This window comes from Pseudomonas sp. 86_A, assembly GCF_017491705.1.
GTDB lineage: Bacteria > Pseudomonadota > Gammaproteobacteria > Pseudomonadales > Pseudomonadaceae > Aquipseudomonas > Aquipseudomonas koreensis.
In genome coordinates, this window is record NZ_JAFGYS010000020.1 from 35008 (window position 1) to 50271 (window position 15264).

17 protein-coding genes are annotated in these 15264 nt (G+C 61.7%); 15 read left to right on the plus strand and 2 right to left on the minus strand.

Features of this window, described 5'->3' with window-relative positions:
• Positions 1-275 precede the first annotated feature (275 nt).
• The 11 genes from J5M57_RS25585 to J5M57_RS25635 all read left to right on the plus strand — a co-directional run bounded on the left by J5M57_RS25585 (position 276) and on the right by J5M57_RS25635 (position 10803).
• The gene (locus J5M57_RS25585; protein WP_207849958.1) at positions 276-1424 is read left to right on the plus strand and encodes a hypothetical protein; all 1149 of its coding nucleotides are present in this window, start codon (positions 276-278) and stop codon (positions 1422-1424) included.
• A complete protein-coding gene (locus J5M57_RS25590) occupies positions 1424-2140 on the plus strand; it encodes a hypothetical protein (protein ID WP_207849959.1) in 717 nt (238 codons plus the stop codon). The genes J5M57_RS25585 and J5M57_RS25590 overlap by 1 nt, the downstream gene beginning before the upstream one ends.
• Complete coding sequence (locus tag J5M57_RS25595) at positions 2119-2625, plus strand: Hcp family type VI secretion system effector (RefSeq protein ID WP_207849960.1); 507 nt, start codon at positions 2119-2121, stop codon at positions 2623-2625. Before J5M57_RS25590 ends, J5M57_RS25595 begins: the two co-directional genes overlap by 22 nt.
• The gene (locus J5M57_RS25600; RefSeq protein WP_207849961.1) at positions 2622-3098 is read left to right on the plus strand and encodes a hypothetical protein; all 477 of its coding nucleotides are present in this window, start codon (positions 2622-2624) and stop codon (positions 3096-3098) included. Before J5M57_RS25595 ends, J5M57_RS25600 begins: the two co-directional genes overlap by 4 nt.
• Before the next feature lie 136 nt (positions 3099-3234).
• The gene (locus J5M57_RS25605; protein WP_064585790.1) at positions 3235-4302 is read left to right on the plus strand and encodes a DUF2333 family protein; all 1068 of its coding nucleotides are present in this window, start codon (positions 3235-3237) and stop codon (positions 4300-4302) included.
• A gap of 3 nt (positions 4303-4305) precedes the next feature.
• Positions 4306-4863 carry an NUDIX hydrolase gene (locus tag J5M57_RS25610; RefSeq protein ID WP_169842482.1) on the plus strand — a complete coding sequence of 186 codons (558 nt, stop codon included), beginning with the start codon at positions 4306-4308 and terminating at the stop codon, positions 4861-4863.
• A gap of 188 nt (positions 4864-5051) precedes the next feature.
• Positions 5052-5423 carry a translation initiation factor Sui1 gene (locus J5M57_RS25615; RefSeq protein ID WP_064585792.1) on the plus strand — a complete coding sequence of 124 codons (372 nt, stop codon included), beginning with the start codon at positions 5052-5054 and terminating at the stop codon, positions 5421-5423.
• Between the two features lie 217 nt (positions 5424-5640).
• On the plus strand, positions 5641-7554 hold the full coding sequence (gene speA / locus J5M57_RS25620; protein ID WP_064585793.1) for an arginine decarboxylase: 1914 nt from the start codon (positions 5641-5643) through the stop codon (positions 7552-7554).
• Positions 7555-7786: 232 nt separating this feature from the next.
• On the plus strand, positions 7787-9124 hold the full coding sequence (locus J5M57_RS25625) for a contractile injection system protein, VgrG/Pvc8 family (protein WP_207849962.1): 1338 nt from the start codon (positions 7787-7789) through the stop codon (positions 9122-9124).
• A complete protein-coding gene (locus J5M57_RS25630) occupies positions 9121-9915 on the plus strand; it encodes a DUF4123 domain-containing protein (protein ID WP_207849963.1) in 795 nt (264 codons plus the stop codon). Before J5M57_RS25625 ends, J5M57_RS25630 begins: the two co-directional genes overlap by 4 nt.
• A gap of 12 nt (positions 9916-9927) precedes the next feature.
• The gene (locus tag J5M57_RS25635) at positions 9928-10803 is read left to right on the plus strand and encodes an alpha/beta hydrolase (RefSeq protein WP_207849964.1); all 876 of its coding nucleotides are present in this window, start codon (positions 9928-9930) and stop codon (positions 10801-10803) included.
• Here the strand turns inward: J5M57_RS25635 and J5M57_RS25640 are convergent.
• Entirely contained in the window at positions 10797-12146 is a 1350-nt protein-coding gene (locus tag J5M57_RS25640; protein ID WP_207849965.1) for an MATE family efflux transporter, read from the minus strand. The genes J5M57_RS25635 and J5M57_RS25640 overlap by 7 nt on opposite strands.
• Positions 12147-12295: 149 nt before the next feature.
• Positions 12296-12589 (minus strand): hypothetical protein, encoded by a 294-nt coding sequence (locus J5M57_RS25645; RefSeq protein WP_007963021.1) that lies wholly within the window; start codon positions 12587-12589, stop codon positions 12296-12298.
• A gap of 140 nt (positions 12590-12729) precedes the next feature.
• Here J5M57_RS25645 and J5M57_RS25650 point away from each other — a divergent pair, with 140 nt between their 5' ends.
• From J5M57_RS25650 to J5M57_RS25665, 4 genes are read left to right on the plus strand one after another with little or no spacing between them, the layout of a single operon-like run.
• Positions 12730-13032, plus strand: coding sequence for a MazG-like family protein (locus tag J5M57_RS25650; RefSeq protein WP_007951009.1), 303 nt, complete (start codon positions 12730-12732; stop codon positions 13030-13032).
• Positions 13032-13781, plus strand: a complete 750-nt coding sequence (locus J5M57_RS25655) for a methyltransferase (RefSeq protein WP_064585798.1) — start codon at positions 13032-13034, stop codon at positions 13779-13781. Before J5M57_RS25650 ends, J5M57_RS25655 begins: the two co-directional genes overlap by 1 nt.
• Before the next feature lie 12 nt (positions 13782-13793).
• On the plus strand, positions 13794-14402 hold the full coding sequence (locus J5M57_RS25660; protein ID WP_207849966.1) for a DUF4136 domain-containing protein: 609 nt from the start codon (positions 13794-13796) through the stop codon (positions 14400-14402).
• 51 nt (positions 14403-14453) lie between these two features.
• Complete coding sequence (locus J5M57_RS25665; protein ID WP_207849967.1) at positions 14454-15011, plus strand: DUF4136 domain-containing protein; 558 nt, start codon at positions 14454-14456, stop codon at positions 15009-15011.
• The last annotated feature ends 253 nt before the right edge of the window (positions 15012-15264 follow it).

The window sequence follows — 15264 nt, forward strand, 5'->3', positions numbered from 1 at the left end:
GCTAGCACCTCTTTTCCCTTATATGAGTGTCGTGCGTCAATAATCTGCGGTGCGACACAATTCAGTTCATGACCGGGTGGTTTTATTTTTGACCTCGTCGTCGGTCAAGTCGCCGTATGCCGGGCTCTTAAGGACGTTTCCTGTCGTTTCTGACGACTTTTCTCATGCCGGGCCAGGCGCTGTCCTTCAGCCGCTTCTGATTTTTCTTCAGCCTCTTTCACAGGCGTTCCGGACAGGTAGGGTTAAGGGATTCCCCTAGAGGCTGCCCTGCCGACATGAGCCAGTGTTTCAACGAGCACATCACTGACGAACAACGCCTGAACCACAACACCAGACCCGTGGCCGACTGCGAGTGCCGCGAAGAATGGCTGTATGGCGACAGGCTGCAGGTTACTGAGGTGCCAGTGTTGACGTGCCAGTGTCTATGGCGCGCCTACCAACAAGCGGCCGAGAAAATCGTCGCCCCTGAGGGCGTTTTGGTTGCCGATCCCGCTGCCCGCAACCGGGCGATCAACGCGGCCTATGCCCGCCTGTGGCAACACGATCCGCGGTTCCAGTGGGCGGGTCTGGCGGCGTTCGCCTCCAAGCAGGTGGGCTGTGGGTTGCTGCATGCGGCAGACAGCATCGACCGAATTCGTGCCGAACATGAGGCGCGGCAGCGGGTGCGGGTTGGCCGTCGCGAGCACGGATTGCTGACTCCGGAAAAAATGCCTGAACAGGCCGTTGCGTTGCGCGAGTACGACGAAGCCCGGGCACGCAATCCCGTGCCGTCCGTGGATTTTCGCGCCCCCGGCGAAGCATTGTCTCTGGTGCAGCAACAGTTCCGGCATGTGTACGACATGATGGCGCTGGGTAATACCTCGCTGTTTCTGGATGTTTATCCGTTGCACCAGTTTTATGCGGTGCGTGGATTGGAGGAGTTGAAGAAGTGCCTTGAAGACCGGCGAAACATATATGGGCACGCCAAATTTCCGGTGCTTTGGCCAGTGGGAAAGCAAACACTAGAATTTGGAAAGAGCTTTCCAGAAATTCTGGATGCCTTTGAGGCGATCGAGGCAGGGAATATTGCCAAAAGCGTAGAGCATCTGGCGCGGCACGAGCAACGAAACATCCTTCAGCCAACCATCTACGAAAACCGTCATCTGGTGGCGTTGTTACGTAGCAATCATTTTGCCTACGTGACGGGCTTTCCTTCAGGTGTCGCTCAGGCCATCGAGTTGACCCTTACCAGCCAATGCCGGCGTGTCGAAGATGGTCGCACCATCGGATTCGGCAGTAACCCGTTGGCGGATTTGTCCGATATCGATCAGCGAATGGCGTTCGTGCTTCGGGCAGCGGCTCGGTTTGATCAGATGCTCAATGACGGAAACCGAGCGGCACTCGCGCAATCCATAGGTGAAATCGCTGCCATGGAAGGTGCTTGATGACCTTGCGTATTGCTCTGCCCGACTGGCGAGGCTGGATGTGGCTAGCGCTTTGTATGGTGTTCGCACTTGCGGCCGCCCGTCAGTTGACCCAGCCATTGTGGGACGACCCCGTGATCATTCTCGAAATCGGCGGAACCTATGAAAGCATGATGGAGCATTCCACCGCGCCATTCAGTCCGTTGATTCGTGGTCACGTCTGGGGCGGCATTCCCAAGACTGATGCGCGCTTGCGCGTTGTCGACCCGCAGTATGGATTCGAGACGCCTTTGGCGCGTTTTTTGTCGGTGGGCTTCGACGATAACGTGGTCGACACCATCCGCATGTCGCCGCAAATCGAGCCATTGCTCATCGACGATGCGATGCAGGTGGTTGTCGATCTGCAGGCACAGTGGTGTGCAAAGGGCTGGAAACCGATGGGGACGAGGCGCAATCCGACCATGGCGGATACCCCTGAGTGGCGTGCATACGTCAGGCAAGGTGTGCTCTCCGGCGTGTCTTATTGGCAGGCTGGCGACAAGTATCAGGCAATGCTGTCACTGGCACGATTCAGAGACTCCAGGCATCTCGACCAGGAGCGCTACCTCATTACTCTCGCCTTGGCCAAACCCTGGACGCCTTTCGAAAAAATCGAAAATCTGCCCGAAGAACCCCATCACTTTCCCCCGCCCCAACCTCAACAAGGAGCCAGCCCATGCCCATCCCAGCCTTCATGACTCTCCACGGCAGCCGCCAGGGCCTGATCAGCGCCGGTGCCTTTAGCGAGGATTCGGTGGGCAACAGCTATCAGACCGGACGCGAGGACAAGATCATGGTTCAGGCCCTGAACCACGGCATTTTCGTGCCCAAAGGGCAGGGCGCGGGACGGCGGATGCACAAGCCGCTGATCATCACCAAAACCCTCGACAAGGCCTCGCCGCTGATTCAAGTCGCGATGTGTTCCGGTGAACTGCTCAGCCAGTGCCGGGTGGAGTGGTATCGCACCTCGGCCCAGGGTGTGCAGGAGCACTTCTACACGATCGAACTTGAGGATGCGTTGATCGTCGGCGCCGAGGTGCTGATGCCGCATTGTCGCGACTCCGGCATGGCGCACTACACGCAACTGGAGAAAGTCCATTTCACCTACCAACGCATCTACTGGCGGCACGAAGTCAGCCGGACGATGGGGTCCGACGAATGGCAAGGCGAGGGGCGGGGATGAGGCTGGTTCATCATTGGCACCTGAGCGAAACCGAACGCCAGCATGTTTATCCGGTGGACCAGGCATTGGAACGGGTTTGTCAGGTGCTGCTAGAGCGGCAGCCCCTTGAGGGGCTGGGTGAACTGCGGGCGGGGTTGCTGATTGATCTGGACAGCGAGGTGCTGGATCAGGTCGAGCGTGGTGAATGGCTGTTATTGAAGCCGCAGGCCGATTTCGGTCATTGGCCGGTCGCGGCCGCGGTCTTCGATCAGGCGGTGCTGGCGCTGATGAACAATCCGCCTGCGCAACCGCGCAGAACACCGCGGATCTTTCGTCTGGTCGCCAGCATGACCGGGGAACCGTTGGCGCAGCAGGCCTGCATCGCCACGGTTGATGGCGTCGCCAGCCAGCGAAAAACCGACGCCGAGGGCATCGCCCATCTATTTGCACCGGACGCCGTATCGCAGATATCAATGAAAATTTTCAACGTCTGAACGGCGCGTCTATCCTTTCGATCACCGACAGCGAGCGGTTTTTTCTTCGATGACCCGATCACGGGTGCCGGCCTTGGCACGTTGTTGTATGGTTGTGGTCGAACCGTTGAACCCAAGTGATTGAAAGGATATCGCCATGCTGGACTGGAAGAACCGCGCGGGCAGCGCGCCTGAACGTGCCGCTGAGCCGAAGTCGGCCACCCGCAGCTATGTAGGCGGGCTGCTGTTCAGCCGCGCGCTGGCCACGTTGATCGGCATTTATCTGCTGGTGACGATTGGCCTCGGCTGGTACTGGAGCCAGGAGCCGGCGCTGTTCCCGGTGGCGCAAAACGCTCAGGTTGCGGCCGAGAAAGAAGGCAAGCAGATGGTCGTCGGCTACACCACCGTCGAAACCCTCAAGACCGTGGCCGGCACCTTGCTGGACAAACCGGGCGGCTATATTTCCAACGACCGTTTCCCGCCGGGCCTGTGGATGGACAACATGCCGAGCTGGGAATACGGCGTGCTGGTGCAGGTGCGCGACCTGACCCGCGCGCTGCGCAAAGACTTCGCCCGTTCGCAGTCGCAATCGGCCGAAGACGCCGATCTGGCCAAGGCCGAACCGCGTTTCAACTTCGACAACAAGAGCTGGATCCTGCCGTCGAGCGAGTCGGAATATCAGGAAGGCATCAACTCCCTGAGCCGTTATCAGGCACGTCTGTCTGACCCTAGTCAGAAAAACGCCCTGTTCTACGCGCGCGCCGACAACCTGAACAACTGGCTGGGCGATGTCGGCACCCGTCTGGGTTCGCTGTCGCAGCGTCTGTCGGCCAGTGTTGGCCGGGTCAAGCTCAACACCGCGCTGAAAACCGAAGTCCCGGCCGTAGGCGAAGTGCCGCAGGTTGACGAGGAAGTCGTCGAGACTCCGTGGATGCAGATCGACAACGTGTTCTACGAAGCCCGCGGTCAGGCCTGGGCGCTGTCGCACCTGCTGCGTGCCATCGAAGTGGACTTCGCCGATGTGCTGGCGAAGAAGAACGCCACGGTCAGCGTGCGCCAGATCATCCGTGAGCTGGAAGCGTCGCAAGAGCCGGTCTGGAGCCCGATGATCCTCAACGGCAGCGGCTTCGGTGTGTTGGCCAACCACTCGCTGGTCATGGCCAACTACATTTCCCGGGCCAATGCCGCAGTGATCGATCTGCGCCAACTGCTCAATCAGGGCTGAGTCATGGTCGATAGCGCCAAAGAGGCGGCCCACCGCGCCGCCTCCGATGCCGAACAGATCGCCTGGGTCGACGAGCAGGACAACCTGCTCGGCGCTCTGGTGCGGGCCGATTTGCGTGAGCGTGGCCTTATCGGGCGCGGCACCTACATCATGCTGTTCAACTCCGCCGGCGAACTCTGTGTACACCGGCGCACCTTGAGCAAGGCCATTTACCCCGGTTACTGGGACGTGGCGGCGGGCGGCATGGTGCAGGCGGACGAGAGTTACGCCGAGTCGGCGGCCCGTGAGCTGGAGGAAGAGTTGGGCGTGAGCGGCGTAGAACTCACCGCCCATGACCATTTCTTCTTCGAAGACACCGGCAATCGCCTGTGGTGTTCGGCGTTTTCCGCGGTGTGGGACGGCCCGTTGAAACTGCAGCCGGAAGAAGTCCTCGAAGCGCGCTTCATTCCGGTCGAACAAGTGCTGCTGGAAATCGAGCAAAAGCCTTACTGCCCGGACTCGCTGGCAGCGTTGAAGCGCTATCTCAAGGCTCAACAAAGCGACGTCGCAAAGAACTCATAAATTGGCGCCGATTGGCTCTTAGCAATTGCGCTTTTTGCCGTTACACTGCGCGACCTTTTCAAGCTGTACCGGCCTGCTTTTGCAGGAGCATCCGGTGCAGTAGCGCTGCCCCTGCCTGAGTGGGGCTTCGCGGTCGATAACCTTGCCCAAGGTTGCGATCAGTCTTTGTCCTCCCAAGAGGATTGCCGGTGGCCAAAAAAGCCGCATCCTTCGCCGCCCTTGGTGGCCTCGTATTTTCCACCGACGCAGGTCGTCATTGCCCGGAATGCAGTAAGCCGGTGGACGCCTGTATCTGCAAACAAACCGTGATCCCGGCCGGGGACGGCATTGCCCGCGTACGTCGCGAGAGCAAGGGCCGTGGCGGCAAGACGGTGACCACCATCACCGGCGTGCCACTGGCCGAAGAGGCCCTCAAGGAGCTGGCGACAACGTTGAAGAAACGTTGCGGCACCGGTGGGGCGTTGAAGGACGGGGTCATCGAAATCCAGGGCGATCATGTCGAGCTACTCTTGGCAGAGCTGATCAAGCACGGTTTCAAAGCGAAGAAGTCCGGCGGCTAGCAGCCTCTGTGAAAACCACCCGCGGCTTGATCCGGTTCTGCAATGTTCAGCGCCGGCGTCGTCTCCATGGTTTTCACAGAGCCTGTTCATACCGGTTTCTAAACTACACGCGGTCAGCGCGGTCTACCGCCGCGCTGACGAACCGTCATTTTCATTCTTTAGACTGCGCCGGCCTGAGATCAGGCGACGCACTATGACTTCTTTATAGGGGACTTCGATGTCCGTACGACGCACACGTAAAGACGATGGCAGCCAATGGACAGTTGCGGACAGCCGCAGTGTTTACGGGATTCGCCATTGGGGGGCCGGGTATTTCGCGATCAATGACGCCGGTCGCGTCGAAGTTCGTCCGAACGGCCCGAGCAGTTCGCCTATCGACCTGTTCGAACAGGTCGACCAACTGCGCAAGAGCGGCTTGTCCTTGCCGTTGCTGGTGCGTTTCCCCGACATCCTGCAAGACCGCGTCCGTCAGCTGACCGGTGCTTTCGACTCGAACATCGAGCGCCTGGAATACCAGAGCAAGTACACCGCGCTGTACCCGATCAAGGTTAACCAGCAAGAAGCGGTGATCGAGAACATCATCGCCACTCAGAACGTGTCCATCGGTCTGGAAGCCGGTTCCAAGCCTGAATTGCTGGCCGTGCTGGCGCTGGCGCCGAAGGGCGGCACCATCGTCTGCAACGGTTACAAGGACCGCGAGTTCATCCGTCTGGCACTGATGGGCCAGAAGCTCGGCCACAACGTGTTCATCGTGATCGAGAAAGAATCCGAAGTCGGCCTGGTGATCGAAGAAGCGGCCTCGCTCAAGGTCAAGCCACAGGTCGGCCTGCGCGTGCGCCTGTCGTCGCTGGCCTCGTCGAAATGGGCAGACACCGGTGGCGAGAAATCCAAATTCGGTCTGTCGGCGGCGCAACTGCTGTCGGTGGTCGAGCGCTTCCGCGCCGCCGGCCTGGATCAGGGCATTCGCCTGCTGCACTTCCACATGGGCTCGCAGATCGCCAACCTCGCTGACTACCAGCACGGTTTCAAGGAAGCGATCCGTTACTACGGCGAGCTGCGCAACCTCGGCCTGCCGGTCGATCACATCGACGTCGGTGGCGGTCTGGGCGTCGACTACGACGGTACCCACTCGCGTAACGCCAGTTCGATCAACTACGACATGGACGACTACGCCGGTGTCGTGGTCGGGATGCTCAAGGAATTCTGCGATGCGCAGAGCCTGCCGCACCCGCACATCTTCTCCGAAAGCGGCCGCTCGCTGACCGCGCACCACGCGATGCTGGTGGTGCAGGTGACCGACGTCGAGAAGCACAACGACGAAATTCCGCTGATCGAAAACAAGGAAGCGCTGCCGGAAACCGTGCAGTGGCTGGTGGACCTGCTCGGTCCGACCGACATCGAAATGGTCACCGAAACCTACTGGCGCGCCACTCACTACATGAGCGACGTGGCCTCGCAGTACGCCGACGGCAAGCTGACCCTGGCGGAAAAAGCCCTGGCCGAGCAGTGCTATTTCGCCGTGTGCCGCCGCCTGCACAACTCGCTGAAGGCGCGCCAGCGTTCGCATCGCCAGGTGCTCGACGAACTCAACGACAAGCTGGCCGACAAGTACATCTGCAACTTCTCGGTGTTCCAGAGCCTGCCGGACACCTGGGCGATCGATCAGGTACTGCCGATCATCCCGCTGCATCGTCTCGACGAAGAGCCGCTGCGTCGTGCGGTGCTGCAAGACCTGACCTGCGACTCCGACGGCAAGATCAATCAGTACGTCGACGAGCAGAGCATCGAGACCAGCCTGCCAGTGCACGGTCTGAACGAGGGCGAAGACTACCTGCTGGGCGTGTTCCTGGTCGGCGCCTATCAGGAAATCCTCGGCGACATGCACAACCTGTTCGGTGACACCGACTCGGTGAACATCTACCAGAACGCCGATGGCAGCGTGTACCACGCCGGTATCGAAACCCACGACACCATCGAAGACATGCTGCGCTACGTGCACTTGTCGCCGGAAGAACTGATGACCCACTACCGCGACAAGTGCGCCAGTGCCCGCATCAGTGCCAGCGAACGCACGCAGTTCCTCGATGCCTTGCGTCTGGGCCTGACCCGCTCCTCCTACCTGTCTTCCTGAGATCGGTTGCGCTCCCGTCGGGTTGTCTGAAGTTTTTCCTCAAGCTGCGGAAAATTCGGATGACCCGGTGGGACATATCCCCAAAACCTCGCGAAATGTTGGGCCAACTGCACCAGCAAAGTCATTCGGTCTGCTTTTCGCGTAGGTCATTTCCTAAGTTGTACTTCTGCTCTCTACTCGGCCATGGCTCTCGGCGAGAATCCCCGGCCGCCCCTCCTGTAGAGATCCGCCCATGTTCGATTCAGTCAACGAGCCGTCGTTTCGTCTCGATGTAGCGGGGCTGCCCGAGCCCTTCGAGGTGTTGGCCTTTACCGGGAGTGAGGGCATCAGCGAGCCTTTTGCCTTTGACATCGACGTCATGATTGAAGACCCGAACCTGGACCTTGCCGGCCTGCTGCATCGCTGCGCTTTTCTGCAGTTCGGGCCTTTGGCCAATGGTCTGAACGGCCAGTTGCAGAGTGTCGTCCAGCATGAACACGGCGAGGGTTTGCGCTTATGTCGAGTGACGCTGGGGCCGAAGCTGAGTTGTCTGGCGCTGCGCTTCAGTCAGCGGATTTTCAGCGGCCGTTCGGTGCCGCAGATCCTGATGCAGGTGCTCAAGGAGCATGGAATTGTCGGATCACAGTGCCGCTTTGACCTGCGCGTCGAGTATCCGGCGCGCATTTTTTGCACCCAGTACCGCGAGTCTGACCTGCAATTTTTCCAGCGTCTGTGCGCGCAGGCGCGAATCCACTATTACTTCGAGCACGGGCGTGACGGGCATTGTCTGGTGTTCGGCGATGAGCCCGAACAATTGCCCAAGGCTGACGCGGCGTCATTCGATGAGCTCGGCGAATCGCCGGCGGTGCGTCGCTGGCAACTGCAGGTGGGGACCCGGCCCGGCGGCAAGGCCAGCCTTGCGATGCTCACGGCTGAAGGGCAATCGGATCTGCCGACCTTGCGCAGCGGCCAGTGCCTGTCGCTGCACGGTCATCCGTTTGCCGAGTGCAACCGTCACTGGTTGCTGAGGCGGATCGAACACCGCGCCGATACCGCCGCCGAGCCGCCCTACAGCAATCGTATCCTCGGCGTCGCGCAAATGTTGGTGCCGGCTCCGGTCAGTGTTCAGGCCCGGCCGCGCATGCACAGTCTGCAACGGGCCTGGGTGGTGACGGTCGACGAGCCGCGTCCCGATCATTCGCGGCCGGTGGCGGTGCAGTTCGACTGGCTCTACCAAGGCGAAGGTGCCGCCGCGAGCCATTGCTGGCTGCCACTCGCGCCGGCGCTGACGGCGACCGCACTGGCGAGCCTGCATGAAGGGGTCGAGGTGGTGGTGAGTTTTCTTGAGGGCGATCCCGATCAGCCCGTGATCAGTGGCGTGCTGCAAGAGCCGGCGCGGGTCGATGACCGGGAAGATGAGCTGACGCTTCCCGATGAACTGCCCGGTGCAGGCTTCGCACAATGGCTGAAATCGGCGGAGCCGATGTTGCTGCTGTGCCTGATTCCCGGGGGCGGGAGTTACCAGCATTGTCCGGCGGCGGTGTGCAGTTGTCGGCTGCTCGCGGCGCTGGACCGGAGCGACGCACCATGAGCGGCGCGGCGCTTGAGCAACCTGCGCAGTGGTTGCTGCTCGATGGACCTGAATCCCCCCGGGCCCTGGCGCTCTTGCGCCAGAGCTTCGTTACGGTGCGGTGCTGGCCATTATTCGATGGCACCGAGTTTCAACCGGTCAGCGATGCCGGCCCGGTATTGGTCGATTTGCAGGCGGAAGCCGGATTGGCCGCATTGTGTCACCACGACCCGCACACCTGGCGCGGCCTGCTGCTGGTGTGTGATGCCTCGGAACAGCGGCTGTTGAGTCATCTGCGGCGGATGCTGACGGTGTCCTTCGGCCTCAATCACCGGGCCTTGCTCGGCTATTACAACCGCCAGACCGCCAGTTATTTCTTCGATGCCTGCGATGCGGCCGAGTTGAGTCGCTGGCTGGGGCCGATCCGCCAGTTGCGCTGGTTCGGCGGCACCTGGGCGGACCGGGCAATCGGCAGTCTGGGCTGGCAACAATTGCGCAATCCGCAGTGGCCGGTTGAACCCCTGGGGATCGAACAAAGCCTCACCCCGCGTCAGCGCGAGCGGTTGCAGACGTGCCTGCTCGAGCAGCACATCTGGCGCTGGAGCCAATCGATGGGAACCGATTACTTGCAGATGGCCTCCCATGTCCAGCAGGGTCTGGCCCTGGGTTTCAGCGAACGGCCGGTGCTGGATGACTGGTTGTGGCTACGCTTGCACTATCCCCGGGCGAAACTGCCAGAGATTCAGGGCGCGCTGACTTCGCAGGCGCGGCTCGAGCAGGTGCGGCGGCATTGGCAGAACGATCAATCTTGAGGTGCAGTGCTCATGGCAAATCCTTTGCGGCGGCGGTTCGGCAGCATGCTTGGCGGGTTTCTGCTGCTGGCGCTGACGGGCTGCTCGCCGGTCAAACTGCTGAATGCGCTGACGCCCGCCGACACGTTCCACGGCACCACCGGCATAGCCTATGGTACTGACCCACGGCAGAAACTCGATGTGTACGTGCCGCGCCAGCCGCTGGAGGGCGCGCCGGTGGTGGTGTTTTTCTACGGTGGCAGCTGGAACAGCGGCGATCGCGGCGATTACACCTTTGTCGGTGAGGCACTGGCGTCGCGGGGAATCGTTGCGGTGCTGGCAGACTATCGGCTGTACCCGCAAGTGCGTTATCCGCTGTTCCTCGAGGATTCCGCGCAGGCGGTGGCCTGGACCCGGGCACACATCCGCGAGTTCTCCGGCAACCCGCAGCGTCTGTACCTGATGGGCCACAGCTCCGGCGCCTACAACGCGGCGATGCTGGCACTCGACCCTGGCCTGCTCGGTGCGGTGGGCATGTCGCCCAGGGACCTCAGCGGCTGGATCGGCCTGGCCGGGCCTTATGATTTTCTGCCGATCAAGAACGCCGACGTGCGTCCGGTGTTTTTCTGGCCGGACTCACCGCCGCAATCGCAGCCGATCAACCATGTCAGGCAGGGCGAACCCCCGGCGCTGCTGATCGCCGCGACCCGGGACAGTCTGGTCAACCCGACCCGCAACACCGAGGGCTTGGCGCGCAAGCTGCGCGAGGCCGGCGTGCCGGTTCAAGACCGGTACTACTCGCGCCCCAATCATGTGACGCTGGTGGCGGCTTTGTCGCGACCCCTTCGGCGTCTGGCGCCGGTGCTCGATCAGGTGGTTTCATTCGTCAAGCACACGCCGGCTCAGTGAACCCGGCCGCTGAACCAGCCATCGTTACGCCGCAGCCACAGGGCGATGCCGCCCAGCGTCAGGCTGCGCAGGACCATGAACAACAGGAAAGATATCCACAGCCCGTGATTGCCCAGCCCCTGCAACGCCCAGGCGAACGGCAACAGCAGGGCGACGGTCAGCAGCATGCCGTTGCGCATTTCCCGGGCACGGGTGGCGCCAATGAACAGGCCATCGAGCAAATAACTCCAGACCGCAATCAACGGCAACACGGCCAGATACGGCAGATAGATGAACGCGGTGTCGCGCACGCTCTGGATGTCGGTCTGCATTTCGATGAACAGATGCCCGGCCAGCAGAAACAGCGCGGCGAAACCGAGGCTTGCCAGCAGCGACCAGCCCCCGGCCACCACCATTGAGCGCCGCAAGGCGAGCCGGTCACGGGCGCCGATGGCGTGCCCGCACAAGGCTTCGACCGCATGCGCCAGACCGTCCAGGGCGTGTGCGGTCAGCAGCAGGCCGTTGAGCAGCAGGGCGTTGGCCGCCACCGTGGCATCGCCGAGCCGCGCGCCCTGCACGGTGATCAGGAAAAACACCGATTGCAGCGCCAGGCTGCGGATGAAGATGTCGCGGTTGACCGCCAGCAGCGGGCGCCAGCTCTGCCACAGCTTCAAGGCCGCCCAGGCGATGTGCCCGGGATAGGCGCGCAATGCGCCACGGGTCAGCCACAGGCCGAGCAGGGCGCCGCTCCATTCGGCGATCACCGAGGCCCGCGCCGAACCGACCACACCCCATTCCAGGCCCATGACGAACCACAGGTTGAGGGCGATGTTGATCAGGTTGGTGCTCAGCAGAATCGCCAGCGGTGCCCGGGCGTTCTGGGTGCCGAGAAACCAGCCGACCAGGGCGTAACTGGCCAGCGCTGCCGGCAGCCCGAATAACCGGGTGTGGAAAAAGTCGCGAGTCAGTTGATCGAGTTCCGCCGACGGCTGCATGAAATGCAGGGCGATGCCGCTCAACGGCACGCCCACGGCGCCGAGCACGATCGCCAGCCCCAGCGCCAAGAGCAAGCCCTGCAACAGAATCTGCCGCAACGCCGCACCATCGCTGCGCCCGGCTGCCTGCGCGGCAAACCCGGTGGTGCCCATGCGCAGAAAACCCATGGCCCAGGCGAGAAAGGTGTAGAGGCTGGCGCCGACGGCCACGGCGCCCAACTGATGGGCGTGGGGCAGGTGGCCGATGACGGTGCTGTCGACCAGCGCCACCAGCGGCACGGAAATATTGGAAAGGATCATCGGCGCGGCGAGCGCCCAGACCTTGCGGTGAGTCGGGCGGTCGCGCCAGTCGGCAATCAGGTTGGACATGCGGGCTCCTTGGGGGAGCAGGGATTGTAGCGATTCATGCGATCCAATGTGGGAGCGAGCCTGCTCGCGAAGGCGATGTGTCCGTCGGCGTAGATCTCGGGGGGGCCGGCCATTCGCGAGCAGGCTCGCTCCCACAGGGGGCGGTGGTGTTAATGAATAATCCAGCTCAGCAACCACAACCCCAGCAGCAGCCAGATGATGCCGGCAATGATCGACGCATTCATGAACGCGCGGATCGCCGACCACAACAGCATCAAGCCAACGATCAGCGCGAGGATGCTGATAATCGAGGTGTCCATGCCCAGCGTCTTGGCCAGGCCATCGACAAAGTTGCCGCCGGCGTTGCTCAGAATGTTGAACAGGCCGCTGAGCCCATCGACGATGAAACGGATGATCGAACCAAGTGCCTGGCCGAGCCATTCGAAAAAGCTTTCTACCTGCATGTGTGCATCCTGATGAAAGAGCTGAGCCTTGGGCCACAGCGAAGGTGGCCGAGTTCCCTGCAAGCATAGAGGTTTTGCGCCGGTTAGGCCTTGCCTTCAGCCTGTATCCCCCCGAAGCTATACGCCTTCAGGAGAGCCCGATGAACCTTGTTGAACTGACCGAACGCCTGCACGCCATTCGCGACCGCAATGACTGGCGGCAATTTCACAGCCCGAAAAACCTGGCCATGGCGGCCAGCGTCGAGATGTCCGAACTGGTGGAGATTTTCCAGTGGCTGACCGAAGACCAGTCGCGCCAGTTGCCGGCGGACAAACTGGCACATGCCGGGCAGGAAGTCGGCGACATCGTGTTGTACCTGTTGCTGCTGTGCAGCGAGCTGGGGCTGGACATGAATGAAGTGGTGCGCAGCAAGCTCGCCGACAGCGAACGGCGGTTCAGCTGATGAGCGACCGGCATTTCGATCAGTTGGCGACCCGCTTCGCCGAAAAAATCTATGGTGGCGCCAAAGGCGCGATTCGCCTTGCGGTGTTGCAGGCTGACCTCGCCGAAGCGCTGCCGGATCGTCCGTTGCGCGTACTGGACATCGGTGGCGGCCTCGGCCACATGTCGCTGTGGCTGGCCGAACGTGGCCATGAGATAACCTTTACCGAGCCGGCCGAGCCAATGCTCGAAGGTGCCCGTCAGCGCTTCGCCGAAGCCGGGCAGAGCGCGACGTTCATTCAGGCACCGTGGCAGGACCTGCTCGGCCAGCTCACTGAACCCTACGATCTGGTGATCTGCCACGCGGTGCTGGAATGGCTGGCCGAACCCCATGCGATTCTGCCGGTGCTGCATCAACTGACCAGGCCCGGTGGTTGGCTGTCGCTGGCCTTCTACAACCGCGATGCGCTGATCTACCGCAACCTGCTCAAGGGCCATTTCAAGAAAATGCGCAAGAACGTCATGGCCGGCGAAAAGCAGAGCCTGACGCCGCAGCAGCCGCTCGATCCGCGGGAACTGGCGACGCAACTCGACGGCTTGTGGCAGGTCGAAAGCCAGAGCGGGGTACGGGTTTTCCACGACTATATGCCGGTGGAATTTCAGGCCCGCGTCGAGCTGGCGGATTTGCTGGAGATGGAGCTCGCTCACCGTCGCCACCCAAGCTTCGCCGGGCTTGGGCGTTACTTGCACTGGATCTGCCGGCCGATCTGATCGGAGCATGAGATGAAAGCACAATCGGGGTTATTGCTGATCTGTCTGGGGTTGGCCGCCTGTCAGGGCAGCAATCCGTATGTGGCGCAATCGCGGCCCTTGCCACCGGCACCGCCGCAAGCGGCGAAGACCTTTGATCGCAGTGCCTATCCGGCGCCACCGCGCGATTACGGGCGCTACCGCAGTTGGGCCTGGCTCAACGGGCAACTGCCGCCGGGCACCGCCTGGGCGGATTCGGCGCAAGTGGCCGAAGCGGTCAGCAATGCCCTCGATCAGCGGGGCTTGCGCCCGTTGCACGACAATCGCCCGGCCGACCTGTTAGTCAGTGCCAATCTGCGTCTGGAAACCCGCTTGCGTCAGGTGCAGGACGATTACGGCTACGGCGGATACAGCGGCTATGACCGATACGGTCGCGGTTACGGCATGTACAACAGCGTGCCGATCGTGCGCACCTATCAGGAGCAGGTTGTGGTGGTGCAGGTCAATCTGTTCGACGCTGGCACCGGTCAACCGGTGTGGAGCGCCAGCGCCGAAACGGCCAACCAGGGTAGCCAACTCGTGCGCACCGACGCTATTCGCCAGGCTCTGGAAAAAGCCATGTCGGCCTATCCTCCGAGCTAATCTGTATGTGAGAGCGCACCGCAGGCTCAGGCTTTCAACCGGAGAACCACCATGTTCTGTCGTCTCGCTTTACTGGCCATGGCCGCGCTGCTCAGCGCCTGTGCCGGCAACCAGGTCAACCATGACTTCGATGCCAGCCGCGACTTTGCCGCCTATCGCAGCTGGAGCTGGAAGGAGCCCGCCCTGCAATACCGCCCGGATGATCCCCGGATCAAAAGCGACCTGACCGAACAGCGCATCCGCCAGGCCGTCACCGATCAACTGGATCAGCGTGGCTTGCGTCCGGCCGCTGCCGGCACCAAGGCTGACTTGAGTGTGCAGACGTATCTGATCGTCGAGGATCGTCAGCAGCAAGTCACCACCAACTATGGCGGCGGTTGGGGCGGCCCGTGGAACGGTTACTGGGGCGCGCCGATGTACAACGAAACCCGCAACATCACCTACAAAGTGGCGACCATTCAGATCGACTTGCTCGACGGCAAGGACGGCAAACTGGTGTGGCGCGGCAGCGATGAGCAAATGCTCAGCAGCACCCCCAATCCCCAGGATCGCAGCAACGCGATTCGCGAAACGGTCGGCCGGATTCTGGCCAACTATCCACCGCGCTAAACCGGTGTACAAAACGGGAGCCCAAACGGCTAATGCTGTTCACTTAAGCCCGACACTGCGACTGTGGCGAGGGAGCTTGCTCCCGCTGGGCTGCGTAGCAGTCCCTCTTTTGGGGCCGCTTCGCGACCCAGCGGGACGGTGCGGCGATCCGACAAGCTCCCTCGCCACGGGTTTCAATTGAACGCAAAATTTCTTAAGTGAGCAGCATTAGCCCAAGCGGCTCCCGTTTTTTCGCCCCACCACAAATCCCACA

Coding starts and splice junctions, on each gene's coding strand:
- speA (WP_064585793.1), top strand. CDS start 5,641: ATGTCCGTACGACGCACACGTAAAGACGATGGCAGCCAATGGACAGTT.
- J5M57_RS25650 (WP_007951009.1), top strand. CDS start 12,730: ATGAACCTTGTTGAACTGACCGAACGCCTGCACGCCATTCGCGACCGC.
- J5M57_RS25665 (WP_207849967.1), top strand. CDS start 14,454: ATGTTCTGTCGTCTCGCTTTACTGGCCATGGCCGCGCTGCTCAGCGCC.
- J5M57_RS25640 (WP_207849965.1), bottom strand. CDS start 12,146: ATGTCCAACCTGATTGCCGACTGGCGCGACCGCCCGACTCACCGCAAG.
- J5M57_RS25645 (WP_007963021.1), bottom strand. CDS start 12,589: ATGCAGGTAGAAAGCTTTTTCGAATGGCTCGGCCAGGCACTTGGTTCG.
- J5M57_RS25630 (WP_207849963.1), top strand. CDS start 9,121: ATGAGCGGCGCGGCGCTTGAGCAACCTGCGCAGTGGTTGCTGCTCGAT.
- J5M57_RS25605 (WP_064585790.1), top strand. CDS start 3,235: ATGCTGGACTGGAAGAACCGCGCGGGCAGCGCGCCTGAACGTGCCGCT.
- J5M57_RS25625 (WP_207849962.1), top strand. CDS start 7,787: ATGTTCGATTCAGTCAACGAGCCGTCGTTTCGTCTCGATGTAGCGGGG.
- J5M57_RS25585 (WP_207849958.1), top strand. CDS start 276: ATGAGCCAGTGTTTCAACGAGCACATCACTGACGAACAACGCCTGAAC.
- J5M57_RS25635 (WP_207849964.1), top strand. CDS start 9,928: ATGGCAAATCCTTTGCGGCGGCGGTTCGGCAGCATGCTTGGCGGGTTT.
- J5M57_RS25590 (WP_207849959.1), top strand. CDS start 1,424: ATGACCTTGCGTATTGCTCTGCCCGACTGGCGAGGCTGGATGTGGCTA.
- J5M57_RS25595 (WP_207849960.1), top strand. CDS start 2,119: ATGCCCATCCCAGCCTTCATGACTCTCCACGGCAGCCGCCAGGGCCTG.
- J5M57_RS25600 (WP_207849961.1), top strand. CDS start 2,622: ATGAGGCTGGTTCATCATTGGCACCTGAGCGAAACCGAACGCCAGCAT.
- J5M57_RS25660 (WP_207849966.1), top strand. CDS start 13,794: ATGAAAGCACAATCGGGGTTATTGCTGATCTGTCTGGGGTTGGCCGCC.
- J5M57_RS25655 (WP_064585798.1), top strand. CDS start 13,032: ATGAGCGACCGGCATTTCGATCAGTTGGCGACCCGCTTCGCCGAAAAA.
- J5M57_RS25610 (WP_169842482.1), top strand. CDS start 4,306: ATGGTCGATAGCGCCAAAGAGGCGGCCCACCGCGCCGCCTCCGATGCC.